17 protein-coding genes and 1 riboswitch are annotated in these 16973 nt (G+C 71.1%); of the genes, 8 read left to right on the top strand and 9 right to left on the bottom strand.

Features of this window, described 5'->3' with window-relative positions; translation table 11 throughout:
* Nucleotides 1-9 precede the first annotated feature (9 nt).
* Nucleotides 10-1038 carry a 6-phosphofructokinase gene (locus PV963_RS12255; protein WP_274815669.1) on the top strand — a complete coding sequence of 343 codons (1029 nt, stop codon included), beginning with the start codon at nt 10-12 and terminating at the stop codon, nt 1036-1038.
* A gap of 54 nt (nt 1039-1092) precedes the next feature.
* Here the strand turns inward: PV963_RS12255 and PV963_RS12250 are convergent, their stop codons facing one another.
* Both PV963_RS12250 and PV963_RS43975 read right to left on the bottom strand, forming a co-directional pair.
* Nucleotides 1093-2979, bottom strand: a complete 1887-nt coding sequence (locus PV963_RS12250) for an anthranilate synthase family protein (RefSeq protein WP_274815668.1) — start codon at nt 2977-2979, stop codon at nt 1093-1095.
* Between the two features lie 114 nt (nt 2980-3093).
* The gene (locus PV963_RS43975) at nt 3094-3150 is read right to left on the bottom strand and encodes a trp operon leader peptide (RefSeq protein ID WP_076973970.1); all 57 of its coding nucleotides are present in this window, start codon (nt 3148-3150) and stop codon (nt 3094-3096) included.
* Nucleotides 3151-3246: 96 nt separating this feature from the next.
* On the opposite strand from PV963_RS43975, the gene PV963_RS12245 reads away from it, so the two are divergent.
* Together PV963_RS12245 and PV963_RS12240 are read left to right on the top strand one after the other, a co-directional pair.
* Nucleotides 3247-4599, top strand: a complete 1353-nt coding sequence (locus tag PV963_RS12245) for a class II 3-deoxy-7-phosphoheptulonate synthase (protein ID WP_274815667.1) — start codon at nt 3247-3249, stop codon at nt 4597-4599.
* 149 nt (nt 4600-4748) lie between these two features.
* Nucleotides 4749-4982 (top strand): (2Fe-2S)-binding protein, encoded by a 234-nt coding sequence (locus tag PV963_RS12240; RefSeq protein ID WP_020272981.1) that lies wholly within the window; start codon nt 4749-4751, stop codon nt 4980-4982.
* Here the strand turns inward: PV963_RS12240 and PV963_RS12235 are convergent.
* Nucleotides 4979-6064 carry an IS630 family transposase gene (locus PV963_RS12235; RefSeq protein WP_274814345.1) on the bottom strand — a complete coding sequence of 362 codons (1086 nt, stop codon included), beginning with the start codon at nt 6062-6064 and terminating at the stop codon, nt 4979-4981. The genes PV963_RS12240 and PV963_RS12235 overlap by 4 nt on opposite strands.
* Before the next feature lie 115 nt (nt 6065-6179).
* Entirely contained in the window at nt 6180-6656 is a 477-nt protein-coding gene (gene bfr / locus PV963_RS12230) for a bacterioferritin (RefSeq protein ID WP_030051286.1), read from the bottom strand.
* A 175-nt stretch (nt 6657-6831) separates the two neighbouring features.
* On the opposite strand from bfr, the gene PV963_RS12225 reads away from it, so the two are divergent.
* Nucleotides 6832-7482, top strand: a complete 651-nt coding sequence (locus PV963_RS12225) for a sulfite oxidase-like oxidoreductase (RefSeq protein WP_274815666.1) — start codon at nt 6832-6834, stop codon at nt 7480-7482.
* 40 nt (nt 7483-7522) lie between these two features.
* Here PV963_RS12225 and PV963_RS12220 read toward each other — a convergent pair whose 3' ends face one another.
* From PV963_RS12220 to thiO, 5 genes are all read right to left on the bottom strand, one after another.
* Nucleotides 7523-8398, bottom strand: coding sequence for a deoxyribonuclease IV (locus PV963_RS12220; protein ID WP_274815665.1), 876 nt, complete (start codon nt 8396-8398; stop codon nt 7523-7525).
* 58 nt (nt 8399-8456) lie between these two features.
* The gene (gene pknB / locus PV963_RS12215; protein ID WP_274815664.1) at nt 8457-10394 is read right to left on the bottom strand and encodes a Stk1 family PASTA domain-containing Ser/Thr kinase; all 1938 of its coding nucleotides are present in this window, start codon (nt 10392-10394) and stop codon (nt 8457-8459) included.
* A 216-nt stretch (nt 10395-10610) separates the two neighbouring features.
* Nucleotides 10611-11408 carry a thiazole synthase gene (locus tag PV963_RS12210; RefSeq protein ID WP_274815663.1) on the bottom strand — a complete coding sequence of 266 codons (798 nt, stop codon included), beginning with the start codon at nt 11406-11408 and terminating at the stop codon, nt 10611-10613.
* A 2-nt stretch (nt 11409-11410) separates the two neighbouring features.
* Nucleotides 11411-11611, bottom strand: coding sequence for a sulfur carrier protein ThiS (gene thiS, locus PV963_RS12205; protein WP_150480373.1), 201 nt, complete (start codon nt 11609-11611; stop codon nt 11411-11413).
* Nucleotides 11608-12777 carry a glycine oxidase ThiO gene (gene thiO, locus PV963_RS12200; protein WP_274815662.1) on the bottom strand — a complete coding sequence of 390 codons (1170 nt, stop codon included), beginning with the start codon at nt 12775-12777 and terminating at the stop codon, nt 11608-11610. The genes thiS and thiO overlap by 4 nt, the downstream gene beginning before the upstream one ends.
* A riboswitch (TPP riboswitch) is annotated at nt 12775-12886 on the bottom strand. Its footprint overlaps the gene before it by 3 nt.
* Before the next feature lie 159 nt (nt 12887-13045).
* Between thiO and PV963_RS12195 the strand changes: the two genes are divergently transcribed.
* The 4 genes from PV963_RS12195 to metF all read left to right on the top strand — a co-directional run bounded on the left by PV963_RS12195 (nt 13046) and on the right by metF (nt 16938).
* Entirely contained in the window at nt 13046-14287 is a 1242-nt protein-coding gene (locus PV963_RS12195; protein WP_274815661.1) for an NAD(P)/FAD-dependent oxidoreductase, read from the top strand.
* Between the two features lie 77 nt (nt 14288-14364).
* Nucleotides 14365-14730, top strand: coding sequence for an Rv2175c family DNA-binding protein (locus PV963_RS12190; protein ID WP_059423293.1), 366 nt, complete (start codon nt 14365-14367; stop codon nt 14728-14730).
* A gap of 525 nt (nt 14731-15255) precedes the next feature.
* On the top strand, nt 15256-15918 hold the full coding sequence (gene thiE / locus PV963_RS12185; protein WP_274815660.1) for a thiamine phosphate synthase: 663 nt from the start codon (nt 15256-15258) through the stop codon (nt 15916-15918).
* A gap of 96 nt (nt 15919-16014) precedes the next feature.
* Nucleotides 16015-16938 (top strand): methylenetetrahydrofolate reductase [NAD(P)H], encoded by a 924-nt coding sequence (gene metF, locus PV963_RS12180; protein WP_274815659.1) that lies wholly within the window; start codon nt 16015-16017, stop codon nt 16936-16938.
* The last annotated feature ends 35 nt before the right edge of the window (nt 16939-16973 follow it).

The following is a 16973-nucleotide window of genomic DNA, read 5'->3' as shown; positions in this document are numbered from 1 at the left end:
GGACATTCCATGCGGGTCGGAGTACTGACCGGAGGCGGCGACTGCCCCGGACTCAACGCCGTCATCCGGGCCATCGTCCGCAAGGGCGTGCAGGAGTACGGCTACGACTTCACCGGCTTCCGGGACGGCTGGCGAGGGCCCTTGGAGAACGACACCGTCCGTCTCGACATCCCCGCCGTGCGCGGCATCCTGCCCCGCGGCGGCACCATCCTCGGCTCCTCGCGGACCAACCCGCTGAAGGAGCGGAACGGCATCCGCCGAATCAAGGAGAACCTCGCCGAGCTGGAGGTCGAGGCGCTCATCGCCATCGGCGGCGAGGACACCCTGGGCGTGGCCGCCCGGCTGTCCGACGAGCACGGCGTGCCCTGCGTGGGCGTCCCGAAGACGATAGACAACGACCTGTCCGCCACGGACTACACCTTCGGCTTCGACACCGCGGTCGGCATCGCGACCGAGGCCATCGACCGGCTGCACACCACCGCCGAGTCCCATATGCGCGTCCTGGTCGTCGAGGTGATGGGCCGGCACGCCGGCTGGATCGCCCTCCACTCCGGCCTGGCCGGCGGCGCGAACGTCATCCTCATCCCCGAGCAGCGCTTCGACGTCGAGCAGGTGTGCGCCTGGGTGACGTCCCGCTTCCGGGCGTCGTACGCGCCGATCGTGGTCGTCGCCGAGGGGGCCGTGCCCAAGGACGGCGACATGGTCCTCAAGGACCGGACGCTGGACTCCTTCGGGCACGTCCGCCTGTCCGGGGTCGGCGAGTGGCTCGCCAAGGAGATCGAGAAGCGCACGGGCAAGGAGGCCCGCACGACGGTCCTCGGCCATGTCCAGCGCGGCGGCACCCCCAGCGCCTTCGACCGCTGGCTCGCCACCCGTTTCGGACTGCACGCCATCGACTGCGTCCGCGACGGGGACTTCGGCCTGATGGTCGCCCTGCGCGGCACGGACATCGTGCGTGTCCCCATCGCGGACGCGACGGCCCGCCTGAAGACGGTGGACCCGAAACTGTACGAGGAGGTCGGGGTGTTCTTCGGCTGACGCGCCGCCCCGCCCCGGACGCCGGTCGGGCCGCGCGGCCCGACCGGCCCCGTGCTACACCGAGGGCGTGCTCGTGCCCCGCAGCTGCCCCACCAGGTCCCGCACGACCGCCGCGCCGTCGAGCGTGAGCACCGACTCCGGGTGGAACTGCACCCCCGCGAATCCGGGCCCCCGCAGCGCGTGCACCTCCCCGTTCGCGGCGCGGCTGACCTCCACACCGTGCGCGGCCAGCTCCGCCGCCTCCTCGTCGTCGCAGCGCGCCACGAAGCTGTTGTAGAAGCCGACGGTCTCCCGCCGCCCGAACAGCTCGATCTCCGTCTGCGCCCCCTGGTACGGCACTTCCTTGCGTACGACGTCCAGGCCCAGTTCGATGGCGATCAGCTCGTGCCCGAGGCAGACGCCGAGGACGCCGTGCGGGTGCTTCCCGATCACCTCGGCGGTCAGGGAGCGCAGGAACCGCATCTTCGGGTCCGCCAGGTCCGACGGGTCACCCGGTCCGGGCCCCAGGACCACCGGCCCCTCGTGCCCGAGCACCGCCTCCCGCAGCCCTGGCTCGTCGTAGCGCCGCACGCTCACCTCCAGGCCGCCGGCGCGCAGCACGTGCGCGAGCATCGCCGTGAAGGTGTCCTCCCCGTCCACGACGAGGGCGTGCCCCTCCAGCTCGTCCGACCGCTGCTGCATCCGCAGCCAGAAGGGCGCGAGCGAGGCCCGGCGCCCGTCCAGCGCCGCCCGGACCCGGGGGTCGTCCCCCAGCTGTGGCCGTACGGCCTCAGCGCGCGGCCGGGAAGGACGTACGCCCAACGCGGCCAGCACACCCGCCGCCTTCGCATGGGTCTCCGCGACCTCGCCCGCCGGGTCGGATCCGCGCACGAGCGTGGCGCCCACCGGCACCCGCAGCCGGCCGTCGGCGTCGATGTCGGCGGTGCGGATGAGGATGGGGGAGTCGAGGGTCTGGGCCCCGGCAGACTTTTCCCGCCCACCGCCCGCGTACCGCCCGAGGAGGGCCAGCGCACCGGCGTAGTACCCGCGCCCGCCGACCTCGTGCCGCTCGATGACCCGGCAGGCGTTCTGCACCGGCGAGCCCGTGACGGTCGCCGCGAACATGGTCTCCTTCAGCACCTCCCGCACGTCCAGCGAGGACTTCCCGCGCAGCTCGTACTCGGTGTGCGCGAGGTGCGCCATCTCCTTCAGCCGGGGCCCGACGACCACCCCGCCCATGTCACCGACGGTGCACATCATCTTGAGCTCCTCGTCGACGACCATCGACAGCTCCTCGATCTCCTTGCCGTCGGCGAGGAAGTCCAGCAGGTGCTCGGGCGTCGGCCCGTCGGCGGGGTAGCGGTACGTGCCGCTGATCGGGTTCATGACGACCGTGCCGCCGGACATCCGGACGTGCACCTCCGGACTCGCCCCGACCAGCGTCCGGTCGCCGGTGTGCACGACGAACGTCCAGTACGCGCCCCGCTCGCCCTCCAGCAGCCGCCGGAACAGCGCCAGCGCGTCGGCCCGGCCGAACCCGGGGATCTGCCCCTCGTACGTCCGCCGGATGACGAAGTTCGCGCCCTCGCCCCGCCCGATCTCCTCCCGCAGCACGCGCCCGACGATCTCCGCGTACTCCTCGTCACCGACGTCGAAGCCGCCGCCCTCGACGCGCACGTCGTGCGCCGGGAGCTGCTCCAGGGCGTCGGCGAGCGGGACGCCGTACGACTCCTCGGGCGTCAGCACCGACAGCGGAGTGCCGTCGTCGCGGACGTCGAAACCGCGCTCGCGGATCTGCCGGAAGGGGACGAGCGCGAGGCCCTCGTCGGGGAGGTCGGCGAGGCGGTCGTAGGTGGTCACCGGGCCGATGAGGACCTCGATCAGGTCATGGTCGTGGCCCGGGGTGCGGCGGCGCAGCAGGGCGAACGGGCGGGGGTCGTCCAGCAAGCCGAGCAGATTCATGGGTCCGTGCTCCTTCTCCGAGGATCCGGTGGGATTTCGGTGGAGAGGAACGACCCCGGGAAATGCCGAAGGCCGCCCCTCGGGCGGCCTTCGCGAAGTCTGTCGTACGCGCAGTCAGTGGGCCGCCGGATGAGCGGTCCACCACCAGTTCTGGATCGAGTGCGCGAACATGGCAGGCACCCTACCCCATGTCCGAGTCGTGTACCCCGTGTCTCAATTGCTGGGCATGGGGCAGGACGTCCGACACGACCCCGTAATGTTGAGGCCGTGACCGTGAACGCTAAGACCAGCGCGAGTGCTGGCAACACCTGGCGAGACCTGCCCGCGGCGCAGCAGCCCGAGTACCCCGACACCGAGGCTCTGCGCGCAGTCGTTGCGGACCTCGAGTCGTATCCGCCGCTCGTCTTCGCGGGCGAGTGCGACCAGCTGCGTGCCCGGATGGCGGCCGTCGCCAAGGGAGAGGCGTTCCTCCTCCAGGGCGGCGACTGCGCCGAGGCCTTCGACGCGGTGTCCGCGGACCAGATCCGCAACAAGCTCAAGACGCTGCTCCAGATGGGCGCCGTGCTGACGTACGCCGCGTCCGTGCCCGTGGTGAAGGTCGGCCGCATCGCCGGCCAGTACTCCAAGCCGCGCTCCAAGCCGACCGAGACCCGCGACGGCGTGACGCTGCCGACGTACCGGGGCGACTCCGTCAACGGCTTCGACTTCACCGAAGAGGCCCGCGTCCCGGACCCCGAGCGGCTGAAGCGCATGTACCACGCCTCGGCCTCCACGCTGAACCTGGTGCGCGCCTTCACCACCGGCGGCTACGCCGACCTGCGCCAGGTGCACGCCTGGAACCAGGACTTCGTGAAGTCGTCCCCGTCGGGGCAGCGCTACGAGCAGCTGGCGCGCGAGATCGACAACGCGCTGAACTTCATGCACGCCTGCGGGGCCGACCCGGAGGAGTTCAAGACGGTCGAGTTCTACTCCTCGCACGAGGCGCTGCTGCTCGACTACGAGTCCGCCCTGACCAGGATCGACTCGCGCACCGGGCAGCTGTACGACGTCTCCGCGCACATGGTGTGGATCGGTGAGCGCACCCGGCAGCTGGACCACGCGCACATCGAGTTCGCGTCGCAGATCCGCAACCCGATCGGCATCAAGCTCGGCCCGACGACGACGGCCGAGGACGCGCTGCAGTACATCGAGCGCCTCGACCCGGAGCGGGAGCCGGGCCGGCTGACCTTCATCGTCCGCATGGGCGCCGACAAGGTCCGCGACAAGCTCCCCGAGCTGGTCGAGAAGGTCACCGCCTCGGGCGCCACCGTCGCCTGGGTCACCGACCCGATGCACGGCAACACCTTCGAGGCGGCCTCCGGGCACAAGACCCGCCGCTTCGACGACGTGCTCGACGAGGTCAAGGGCTTCTTCGAGGTCCACAAGGCCCTCGGCACCCACCCGGGCGGCATCCACGTGGAGCTGACCGGCGACGACGTCACCGAGTGCGTGGGCGGCGGCGACGAGATCTTCGTCGACGATCTGCACCAGCGCTACGAGACGGCCTGCGACCCGCGGCTCAACCGCAGCCAGTCGCTGGACCTGGCGTTCCTCGTGGCCGAGATGTACAGGGACCAGTAACCGTTTCGCCTGTTACACCGACAGCGACTGGGGCGCGGATCACATACGATCCGCGCCCCAGTCGACTTTTGCGTCTCCGACCCGGCGGGTAAGGTTAGGTTAGCCTCACCGATCAACGGGGACGGCGCCTTGGAACGACCTGTCGGGAGGTGGACCGCGTGTACGTGTGCAGTTGCTTCGGGATCACCGAGCAGCAGGTCAAGCAGCACGCGGACGGCGGCGCCTGCACCCCTCGGCAGATAGCCTCCGCATGCAAGGCGGGCACGGACTGCGGGTCGTGCGTACGTCGCATCCAGGCGATCCTGGGCAGGGGTGCGTGCCCTCGCCGTGAAATGGCCGACCGGGGCCAGCCGGTGCTCGCGGAGCTGGAAGACGCCGCCTAGTGTCCCGGTCCGGAGATCCTGTCGCAGTAGCGGCAGATGCGGTCGATGATCTGGTCTGCGGTCTTGGTCCACTTGAAGGGCCGGGCCTGCTCGTTCCAGGTCTTGATCCAGTCCTCGAGGGCGGTCTTGAGCTCGTCGAGTGAGCAGAACACGCCGCGTTCGAGGCAGCGCCGCTGTAGTTCGGCGAACCACCGCTCGACCTGGTTGATCCAGGACGAGTAAGTCGGGGTGAAATGCAGCTCGAACCGGGGATGGGCCAGAAGCCACTTGTGGACCACCGGCGCCTTGTGGGCGGAGAGGTTGTCGCAGATCACGTGGACCGCCAGGCCGGGATCGGTCTGGCGGTCGATCTCGTCGAGGAAGTCGCGGAAGTCCACGGCCCGGTGCTGCGCGGACAGCTTGCCGATCACCTTGCCGGTGGCGGTGTTCAGGGCGGCGAACAGGTCCACGGTGCCGTGCCGGACGTAGTCGAAGCTGCGCCGCTCGGGGATGCCCGGGACCATCGGCAGTACCGGAGCTGTCCGTTCCAGGGCCTGGATCTGCGGCTTCTCGTCGACCGCGAAGACGGCCGCGTTCGCCGGCGGGGCGAGATACAGCCCGACCACGTCACGGATCTTGTCGATCAGCAGCGGGTCCGGAGAGATCTTGAAGGTCTCCGTGCGCCAGGGCTGCAGCCCGAAGGCCCGCCAGATCCGCAGCACACTCGTCGGTGAGATCCCCACCCGCCGGGCCAACTCCCGCTTCGACCAGTGGGTGGCGCCTTCGGGCACCTCTTCCAGCGTGCGCACCACCACCTCTTCCACCTGGGCGTCGGTGATGGTGCGGGGCACGCCGGGACGCAGCTCGTCGGACAGACCATCGAGACGGCGTTGCAGAAATCTGGTCCGCCACCGGCTCACGGTCCCCCGATCAGTGTCCAGCCGCGCGGCCACCGCGGTGTTGTTCAGCCCGTCCGCGCACGCCAGCACGATCCGTGCCCGCTTGGCCAGACCCTGCGCGGTTGTCCGCCGTTTGGCCCACCCCTGCAACACCAGCCGCTCGTCCTCGGATAACACCAGCGGTTGCAGCCTGCTGTCCCCCATTCCTCCAGCAGACCGCAGCCGCCAGCCGCTGTCACCGCCCGAGCCGAAATCTGAAACGAACCACGACTCACGTGGCGAGACGTGAACTCAAGACCAGATCACTAGGGGCCCGCCCCTAGCTCGGCTGCTCGATCTGCTGCGCGAGGTAGAGCGCCTCGCCGAGCTTGTCGATGAGCTCCAGCTGCGTGTCCAGGTAGTCGATGTGGTGCTCCTCGTCCTCCAGGATCGACTCGAAGAGGTTCGCGGACGTGATGTCGCCCTTGGTGCGCATCACCTCGATACCGCGCTTGAGGCGGTCGATCGCCTCGACCTCGACCTGGCGGTCGGCCTGGAACATCTCGGTGACCGTCTGGCCGACCCGTACGTGGAAGAGCCGCTGGTAGTTGGGCAGGCCGTCCAGCATGAGAATGCGTTCGGTGATCTTGTCCGCGTGCTTCATCTCGTCGATGGATTCTTCACGCGTGTACTTGGCGAGCTTGGTCCAGCCTTTGTTGTCCTGGATCCGGTAATGCAGCCAGTACTGGTTGATCGCCGTCAGCTCGCCGGTCAACTGCTCGTTCAGGAATTCGAGGACCTCGGGGTCGCCCTGCATCGCAGAGGCTCCTTCCACGCGGGGGAACTGGCAGGTTGCGCCGCATGATTCCACCGGCAGCGAAGATCGTCCAGTAAGTCTCCACTTACTAAGTAAGGGCATGCTTAGTTCTGATTGCCCTGTTTTGTGGTGGCCCCGGTCAGGGGCATCACCCGAGGTCTGTCAGGATGGAGTCATGGGTCAGCCGGTGGGACACGAATCGGGAGAAGGGCGCGATCCGGCAGGAGCGGCGCAGCCCGGGCTTCCGCCGGGACAGCGGGTGCAGCGCGGCTGGCCGGTCACACACTACGGACCCGTCCCCAAGTTCCGGTCCGAGCGCTGGGAGTTCAGGGTCTTCGGCGCCACGGCTGACGGCGGCAAGCACTGCTGGACCCACGAGGAGTTCACGGCCCTGCCGTACACCACCGTCGTGGCCGATCTGCACTGCGTCACGAAGTTCAGCATGCTGGGCGCCGAGTGGGGCGGTGTCCCCGCGCGCACGATCCTGGACATCGCGCCGCCCGCGGACGATGTCACCCATGTGATGGTGTGGGCCGAGTACGGATTCAGCTCCAACCTCCGGCTGTCCGACTTCGCCTCCGAGCACGTCCTGTTCGCCACCCACAAGGACGGTGAGCTGCTCACCGCCGAGCACGGCTTCCCGCTGCGCCTGATCGTGCCCCACCTGTACGCCTGGAAGGGCCCCAAGTGGGTGCGCGGTGTGGAGTACATGACCGCCGACCGGCGCGGCTTCTGGGAGGAGCGCGGCTACCACAACATCGGCGACCCCTGGCAGGAGCAGCGCTACTCGTACCAGGAGGAGGCCGGGGACGGCCCCGACCTCTGAGGCCTGCGAGGCTTCGACGCCTCTGGGGCCTTTGCGGTCTTCAGCAGTCGCGCAGCTTCTTCAGTCGCTCCACGTCCGCCGCGTGCCCTTCCTTGCCGCCCGGCGTCTCGATGACCAGCGGCACGCCCTCGGTCGCGGGGTGCGTCATCAGGGCCCGGAACGGGTCCTCGCCGATGTGGCCCACACCGATGTTCTCGTGCCGGTCCTTGTGCGCGCCCACCACGTCCTTGGAGTCGTTGGCGTGGATCAGCTTCAGCCGGCCCTCGCCGACCGTGTCCACCAGCAGGTCCAGCGTCTGGTGCATGCCGCTGGGGCCGGTCAGGTCGTGCCCGGCGGCGAAGATGTGGCAGGTGTCCAGGCACACGCCCAGCATCGGATGGGCGTCCAGCGCCTCGAAGTACGGGCCGAAGTCCCACGTCCGTGAGCACAGGGAGGCGCCCTGCCCGGCGGTCGACTCCAGCAGCAGGTACGGGTCGTCGTCGTTCAGTTCGTCGAGCAGCGGCAGCAGGTGCTCCCGTACCTGCTTCAGCGCCACGGACCGCTCCCGGCCGCCGGTCGCGCTGCCGGTGTGCACGACCACGCCCAGCGCCCCGATCTCCCGCCCGCGGCGCAGCGAGTGCCGCAGCGACTCCACGGACCGCTCCACGGTCGCCTCGGTGTGCGAGCCGAAGTTGATCAGGTAGGGGGCGTGGACGTAAGCCGGGATCGACTCGGCCTCGCACGCGGCGCGGAACGCCTCGTCCTGCTTCGGATTGCCGGCCGGAGTGGCCCAGCCGCGCGGGTTGGCGACGAAGACCTGGACGGTCTCGGCCTTCAGATCACGGGCGTAGGACAGGCCGACGGAGTGGAGCCCACCGGCCACGGGGACGTGGCCGCCCACGGGGTTGCGGGAGGGGCCGGACAGCTGATTGTTCACCCGTTCAGGGTGTCATGCGCCCGGCCGGGCCCTACCCACGGGCTCCTGCCTGCCCCCGTCACCGGATCTGGATGGTGATCGTCGAGCCCTTGGGCGCCGTCTCCCCGCCCTCCACGGACTGGCCCTTCACCGTGTCGCCGAACAGGCCGAGCAGTCCTCGGTCCTCCTCGACCTGGAACCCGGCGTTCTCCAGCTCCCGCTTGGCGTCGTCGACGCTGTCGCCGACCACGTCCGGGACCTCGATCATCTCCGGGCCCTTGGACAGCGTCAGCGTCACCGTGTCGCCCTCGGCCGCCTGGCCGCCGGGGCTCGGGCTCTGCTTGGCGACCTGGCCCTTGTCGAACTCGGAGGAGGTGACCCGCTCGGTGGCGACCTCCACCTTGAGACCTGCGTCCTGCAGCTCGGCCTTGGCGTCGGCCAGGTCGTCACCGGTGACGTCGGGGATGTCGATGGGGCTGCCCTTGCTGACGACGAGCGCGACGGCCGTGCCCGCGCGCACCTTCGTGCCGTCCGCCGGCCGTGCGGAGATCACCGAGCCCTTGGGCACGTCCTCGCTGAACTCCCGGGTGACCATGCCCGGCTCCAGCCCGTCCTCCTTCAGCAGGGACCGCGCCTTGTCCAGCCGCCGGCCCTCCAGGGCGGGCACTCGCACGTTCTCGGGGCCGTCGGAGATGGTGAGGGACACCGAGTCGTTGCCCCGGATGCGGGTCCCGGCCTTCGGGTCGCTGCTGATGACCGTGCCGCGCTCCACGGTGTCGCTGTAGGCGTGCTCGACCTTGCCGAGCTCCAGACCCGCGTCCGCCAGCCGGTCCTCGGCCTGCGCCTGGGTCTTCGCCAGTAGCGGGGGGACCTCGGTGAACTGGCCCGAGTTGACGTACCAGATGCCGGCGCCGAGTCCGAGCACGAGCAGGACGGCGACGACGATCGCCATCGGGCCGCGCCGGGGCCCCGAGCGGCGCCGGGACGGCGGGGGCGGCGGGGACGCGAAGCGGCTGGTGCGGTTGAGCGCGGCTGCGGAGCCCTCCTTTTCGTACTCGTTGACGGGCAGCGGGCGCGGCGTGGCCAGCGCGCGCGGGATCACGCTCGTACGGTCGTCGGCGTTGTCGTGGTCCGCCGCGAGGGCCTGCGGCGGCACCGCGTCCAGCTGCTCCACGGTCAGCCGGCCGCGCCCGTCACGGACCTGTGCGAGCAGCGCCACCGCGTCGTGCGGGCGGATGTCCGGGGTGCGGGCGGTCGCCGAGGCCACCATCTCGTCCAGCTCGTACGCCAGAGAGGGCACGGCGGCCGAGGGCGGCGGGACGTCCTCGTGCAGATGCTTGTAGAGGATCACGGCCGGGGAGTCCCCGTCGTGCGGCTTGTCGCCGGTCAGCATCTCGTACAGCATCACGCCGCACGCGTACACGTCGACGCGGGGGTCGGCGGTGCCGTTCTCTATCTGCTCGGGGGCGAGGTACGAGACCGTGCCGAGCACGGTGCCGGTGGTGTTCGTCACCGTGTCCACGGCCCGGACGAGCCCGAAGTCGGCGACCTTGACCCGGCCGTCGTCCCCTATCAGGACGTTCTCGGGCTTCATGTCGCGGTGCACGAACCCGGCGCGGTGCGCGGCGCCCAGCGCGGCCAGCACCGGCTCCAGGATGTCCAGGGCGGCACGCGGCTGAAGCGCCCCGCGCTCGCGCAGCACGTCCCGCAGGGTGCAGCCCGCGACGTACTCCATGGCGAGGTAGACGTAACTGCCGTCGGTGCCCTGGTCGAAGACCTGCACCACGTTCGGGTGAGCCAGCCGGGCCACCGACTTCGCCTCGCGGATGAACCGCTCGACGAACGAGCCGTCGACCGCGAGCGAGGGGTGCATCACCTTGAGCGCGAGGACCCGGTCGAGCCGGGTGTCCACGGCCCGGTAGACCGTGGCCATCCCGCCGACCGCGATCCGCGCGTCGATGCGATACCGGCCGTCGAGCACCTGCCCGACCAAGGGGTCCTGAAGGGTCGTGTCCACGCAGGCGAGTGTACGAGCCATGACTGACACCCCGTCGCCCCGTCCGCATTCGGGCCAGGACTGAAGCGGACCTGTGACGTGCGTCCCATTCAGCCTGCGGGCAGTCGTACCGACTCAGCTGCGGGCAGTCGTGCCGCTTGGGGCGGCGCCCGTCCCAAAGAAGCGGCACCCCGCTACGCCGGGCTGCGCACCCACCCCCCCAGCACCAACGCCTGGTCACTCAAAAGCAGGCCGCTCCGGATCAAGCACAGCGATGCCCTCAGCCGGCGAAGACGCCTCCGCGAAGTGCCGCCGAGGGATACGCCCGGCGCGATACGCCAACCGCCCCGCCTCCACCGCATGCCGCATCGCGTCAGCCATCAGCACCGGCTCCCGCGCCCGCGTCACCGCCGAGGCGAGCATCACACCCGCACACCCCAGCTCCATCGCCAACGCCGCATCCGACGCCGTACCGGCCCCCGCGTCCAGAATCACCGGCACGCGCGCGTGCTCGACGATCAGCTGGAAGTTGTGCGGATTGCGAATGCCCAGCCCGGAGCCGATCGGCGAGCCGAGCGGCATGATCGCCGCGCAGCCGACGTCCTCCAGCTTCCGCGCGAGCACGGGGTCGTCGTTGGTGTACGGCAGCACCGTGAACCCGTCGTCGACCAGCGTCTCGGCCGCCTCCAGCAGCTCGATCGGATCCGGCAGCAGGGTCCGCTCGTCGGCGATGACCTCCAGCTTGACCAGGTCGGTGCCGAGGGCCTCGCGCGCGAGGCGGGCGGTGAGGACGGCCTCGCCGGCGGTGAAGCAGCCCGCCGTGTTGGGCAGGACGCGAATGCCGAGCTTGTCCAGGACGGACAGCACCGAGCCGTGCACCGAGGCGTTCACCCGGCGCATGGCGACCGTCGTCAGCTCCGTCCCGGACGCGACCAGCGACCGCTCCAGCACGTCGAGGCTGGGCGCCCCGCCCGTACCCATGATCAGGCGGGACGTGAAGGACGTACCACCGAGGACAAACGGATCGTCGGCCATGATCAGCCTCCTTGGACGGCGGTGAGGACTTCCACGCGGTCCCCCTCGGCCAGGGGTGTGGACGGCCACTGCGCGCGCGGGACGACGGTTTCGTTGAGGGCGGCGGCCACGCCGGACGGCGAGGTGGTGAGCGACCTCACGACGGTGTCGAGAGCCGTGCCGGGCCGGACGTCCCGGGGCTCTCCGTTGACGGAGATGTTCATGCGGGCTGCTCCGTGAGTGCGGTGGCGGTGCTGAATCGCTTCGGCGTGAAGGGGCGGGCCTCTTCGGGCAGTTCACCCGTCGCCAGGACGTGGGCCATGGCGTCGCCGGTGACCGGCGTGAGCAGGACGCCGTTGCGGTAGTGCCCGGTGGCCAGCACAAGCCCTTCGAGACCGGTCGGGCCGAGCAGCGGCGCGTTGTCGGGGGAGCCGGGCCGCAGTCCGGCCCGGGTCTCGGTGAGCGGCAGCTCGGTGATGCCCGGGACCAGCTCGTGCGCGTCCCGCAGCAGCTCGTACACGCCGCCCGCGGTCACGGTGGTGTCCCAGCCCAGCTCCTCGCTGGTCGCCCCGACGACCAGCTCGCCGCTCTCGCGCGGCACCAGATAGACGTGGCTGCCGCGGACGACCGCGCGCACGGTCCGGCTCAGGAACGCCCCGTGCCGCTGCGGCATGGTCAGCCGTACGACCTGCCCCTTCACCGGCCGCACGGGCGGCAGCACGTCCTCGGGGACGCCCGCGAGCCGCCCGCTGAGGCTGCCCCCGGCCAGCACGACCTGCCCGGCGTCCAGCGGGGTGCCGTCCTCCGTGACGACGCCCGTGGCCCGGTCCCGTACGACGGTGAGCCGCTCCGCCCAGACCCGGTGGAAGACCACACCGGCACGCTCGCACGCGGCGACCAGCGCCCCGGCCAGCCGCCTGGGGTCGATCTGGTGATCGCCGTCGACCCGCAGCCCGCCGCGCACGCCCGGCGCGAGCATCGGCTCCAGGTGACGGCACTCCCGCCCCGACAGCCACTGCGACTCCAGGCCCGACTGCTGCTGCAAGGCGTGCAGTTCGCGCAGATGGGCCCGGTCGTCGGCATCCAGGGCGACGGCGAGAGTGCCGCACCGGCGGTAGCCGAGGTCGTGACCGGTCTGCTCGGTGAGCTCGGCCGCGAAGTCCGGATAGCGCCGGGCGGAGGCGAGGTTCAGACCGAGCAGGGTCTGCTCGCCGTAGTGCAGTTCCGTGACGGCGGCCAGCATCCCGGCCGCGACCTGTGCGGCTCCGCCGCCCGGCTCGGGGTCCACCACGGCCGTGGCGAGCCCGCGCTGCGCGGCCCGCCACGCGGTGACCAGGCCGATGATTCCGCCCCCGATGACGAGGACGTCTGACGTTCGCGTACGCGACATGGGCGTCCAGCCCCTCCCTTCGCCGGCATGACCCGGATCAGGTTCGTACGGTCGGAGGCCGCCAGCCTCCCTCTCAGCCCGGTGCGTCCGGGCTCCCGCGAGTGCCTTGCGTTGGCCACCCACCCTAGCCCGATGCCGTCCGGCGCAGTAAGGGAGCCACCGCCATGGCCTCCTGGAACCGTCAGGCGGGCAGCGGGACGAGGGTTGTGGAGCAGGTCACTGGGCATGAGCACTGACTGACAAAGTGTCAGTTGACTATGGTGATCAGGTGAGCGAGCAGACGCAGGAACCAGGTTCGTCCGCGCCGCGGCGCGTGGTCGTGGCGGGTGCGGGCATGGCCGGTGTGCAGACCGCGGTCGCCCTGCGCGAGCAGGGCTTCACCGGCACCGTGATCCTGATCGGCGCCGAGCCCCACCAGCCGTACGACCGTCCCCCGCTGTCCAAGGCCGTCCTGCTCGGCAAGTCCGAGGGCTCCGCCTTCGACGTCGACTTCGAGGCCCTCGGCATCGAGCTGCGGCTCGGCTGCGAGGTGCAGGGCCTGCGTCCCGGCGACCACGAGCTGGACACCGAGGACGGGCCCGTGCCGTACGACGTCCTGGTCGTCGCGACCGGTGCCGAGCCGATCCGGCTGCCCGGGGCGGAGGGCGTGCCGGGCGTGCACCTGCTGCGCACCCTGGACGACGCCGAGCGGCTGCGGCCGGTGCTGGCCCGCCGGCACGACATCGTGGTCGTCGGCGCGGGCTGGATCGGCGCGGAGTTCGCCACGGCCGCGCGCGAGGCGGGCTGCGCGGTGACCGTCGTGGAAGCCGCCGAACGGCCGCTCGCCGGGGCGCTGCCCGCCGAGGTCGCCGCGCCGATGGCCGGCTGGTACGCCGACGCGGGCGCCGTGCTGCGCACGCACGCGCGCGTGGAGCGTGTGGAACCCGGCGCGGTGGTTCTCGACGACGGCTCGCGGCTGCCCGCGGACGCGGTCGTCGTCGGCATCGGCGCCCGTCCGGCCACGGCCTGGCTGTCCGGCTCCGGGATCGAGCTGGGCACGCACGGCGAGATCGTGGCCGACCAGCACCTGCGTTCGTCGGCGCCCGACGTGTACGCGGTCGGCGACTGCGCCTCCTTCCCCTCGGGCCGGTACGGCGAGCGCCTGCTGGTGCACCACTGGGACAACGCCCTCCAGGGGCCGCGCACGGTCGCCGTGAACATCGTCGGCCGGGCCTCGGGGGAGACCCCGGCGGTGTACGACCCCGTGCCGTACTTCTGGTCCGAGCAGTTCGGGCGGTTCGTGCAGTACGCCGGGCACCACGCGGCGGCCGACACCACCCTGTGGCGGGGCGACCCGGCCGGACCGGCCTGGACGGTCTGCTGGCTCCGCGGCGACCGGCTGGTCGCGCTGCTGGCGGTGGGGCGCCCCCGGGACCTGGCGCAGGGGCGCCGCCTGATCGAGTCGGGCACGCCGATGAATCCGGTATTGCTGGCGGACCCGGCCAGGCCGTTGAAGGCGGCGACGGCGTAGCCGGACAGGAGCGTGTGTCCGCCCAGGTGGGCGGGCCCGACTTCCGACTGTCAGTGGGGGATGGCAGGCTGGTTTCCGTGACCGAGATTGACGCAAAGATCGATGCTCTCGTCCCTGCCTGGCTCACCCTCCCCGACATCGCCGAACAGCTCGGCGTCGAGGTGACGCGCGTGCGGCAGCTGGTCAAGGAGGGCCAGCTCATCGCCGTACGCCGTGGTGAGAACCGCGCACTGCACGTCCCCGCGGCCTTCATCGACGGGGACAAGGTCGTCAAGGGCCTGGCCGGGACCCTGACGCTCCTGCGGGACGACGGCTTCACGGTCGAAGAGATGCTGGAGTGGCTCTTCACCCCCGACCCGAGCCTGCCCGGCACGCCGGCGCAGGCCCTCAGCGAGAATCGCGGCACGGAGGTGAAGCGCCGAGCCCAGGCGCTCGCGGTCTGACCCGACCTCGATCGACAACCGTCCGGTGCCGTAAGAGCGGGACCGGGCCTGAAGAACCGCCCGGTGTGCGGGCCGGGGCCTTGTGGGGTCCCGGCCACGGGTCCGCTTGTGCCCGGCCGGGGCGTGGGCGCCGCCTGGGGCGGACCGTGCGAAACCTCTGGCGGGGCCCGCACCGGAGTCACCGGAGCGGGGCGTTCCGGCGCCCTGGCGGGCATACCCGTGCGAAGGGGTGCCGCACCTGCCCGTCCGCCACAGACGCGGGCGCCTCGGCGCCCCGCTCCGCGCCTTGACGCCACCGGCACGGGTGCGCCCGCATCCGTGCGCCACCATGGGCGCACCGCACCGCACCGCTACGCCGACACAGGCGCGCACCACGCGCCCGTACGCCACCATCGGTGCACCTGCCCGGTAGGACACCATGGGCGCACTGCACCGGTACGACACCACGGGTGCACCCGCATTCCCGCACCGCCGCAGACGCACCCCGCACCCATACGCCACCGACTACCAGGGGGACAGACACGCATGGCCGACACCACCGCCACCGCCACAACCCGCGCCCAGCTCGCCGACGCCCGGGTCTACCTCTGCACCGACGCGCGCAAGCGGCAGGGCGATCTCGTGGAGTTCCTGGACGCCGTGCTGGCGGGCGGGGTCGACATCGTGCAGCTGCGGGACAAGGGCATGGAGGCGGCCGAGGAGCTGGAGCACCTGGCCGTCTTCGCCGACGCCTGCGCCCGGCACGGCAAGCTGCTCGCGGTCAACGACCGCGCGGACGTCGCCCACGCCGCCGGCTCCGACGTACTGCACCTCGGCCAGGGCGACCTCCCGGTCCCCGCGGCCCGCGCGATCCTCGGCGACGACGTCCTGATCGGCCGCTCCACGCACGCCGAGTCGGAGGCCGCCGCGGCCGCCGTCCAGGACGGCGTGGACTACTTCTGCACCGGCCCCTGCTGGCCCACCCCCACCAAGCCCGGCCGCCACGCCCCCGGCCTGGAACTCGTCCGGTACACCGCCGCCCTCGGCACCGCCCGGCCCTGGTTCGCCATCGGCGGCATCGACCTCGGCAATCTCGACCAGGTCCTGGAGGCGGGAGCCCGGCGCGCCGTCGTCGTACGGGCGATCACGGAGGCCGACGACCCGGGCGCGGCGGCGGCCGAGTTCGCGAAGAGGCTGCGGGAGAAGTAGTACGCCGGGTGTCCAAAGGGTGGACAACAAGTACACAAATCGGTCAAATATCCGCGCCCGGTTGGGCGACCGACCGCCCCTGACTAACCTGCCGGTATGGCCCTCGGCACCGCATCCATCAGGTCGGACCACGCACGCACGGTCCGCGACATGCTCGCGACCGGCAAAACGACGTACTCGTTCGAGTTCTACGCCCCGAAGACCCCGAAGGGCGAGCGGAACCTGTGGAACGCGCTGCGCCGGGTCGAGGCCGTGGCGCCCGACTTCGTCTCCGTGACCTACGGCGCGGGCGGTTCCACCCGCGCGGGCACGGTCAAGGCGACCGAGGCGATCGCCTCCGACACCACCCTCACGCCCATCGCGCACCTCACGGCGGTCGACCACTCGGTGGCCGACCTGCGCAACATCATCGGCCAGTACGCCGACGCCGGGATCCGCAACATGCTCGCCCTGCGCGGCGACCCGCCCGGCGACCCGATGGGCGAGTGGGTGCCGCACCCCCGCGGTCTCGCCTACGCCGCCGAGCTCGTCGAGCTGATCAAGGCGTCCGGCGACTTCTGCGTGGGCGTCGCCGCCTTCCCGGCGATGCACCCGCGCTCCACCGACTGGGACACCGACGTCCGCCACTTCGTCGACAAGTGTCGCGCGGGCGCGGACTACGCCATCACGCAGATGTTCTTCCACCCGGAGGACTACCTCCGGCTGCGCGACCGGGTCTCGGCCGCCGGCTGCGACACCCCGATCATCCCCGAGGTCATGCCGATCGCCAGCGCGCGGTCGCTGGAGCGCATCCCGTCCCTCACCAACGCCGCGTTCCCGGCCGCCCTGAAAGAGCGGATCCTCACAGCAAAAGACGATCCGGCCGCTGTACGCTCCATTGGTATCGAATTCGCCACGGAGTTCTGTGCGCGGCTGCTCGCCGAGGGAGTGCCCGGCTTGCACTTCATCACGCTCAACAACTCCACGGCGACGCTGGAAATCTACGAGAACCTGGGCCTGCACCGTCGACCGCAGGCCTAGACCGTTCGCACCGGTATACGACACACTGCGTAACG

It is taken from the genome of Streptomyces coeruleorubidus (genome assembly GCF_028885415.1).
GTDB lineage: Bacteria > Actinomycetota > Actinomycetes > Streptomycetales > Streptomycetaceae > Streptomyces > Streptomyces coeruleorubidus_A.
This window is presented reverse-complemented; position numbering and strand designations above follow the sequence as displayed.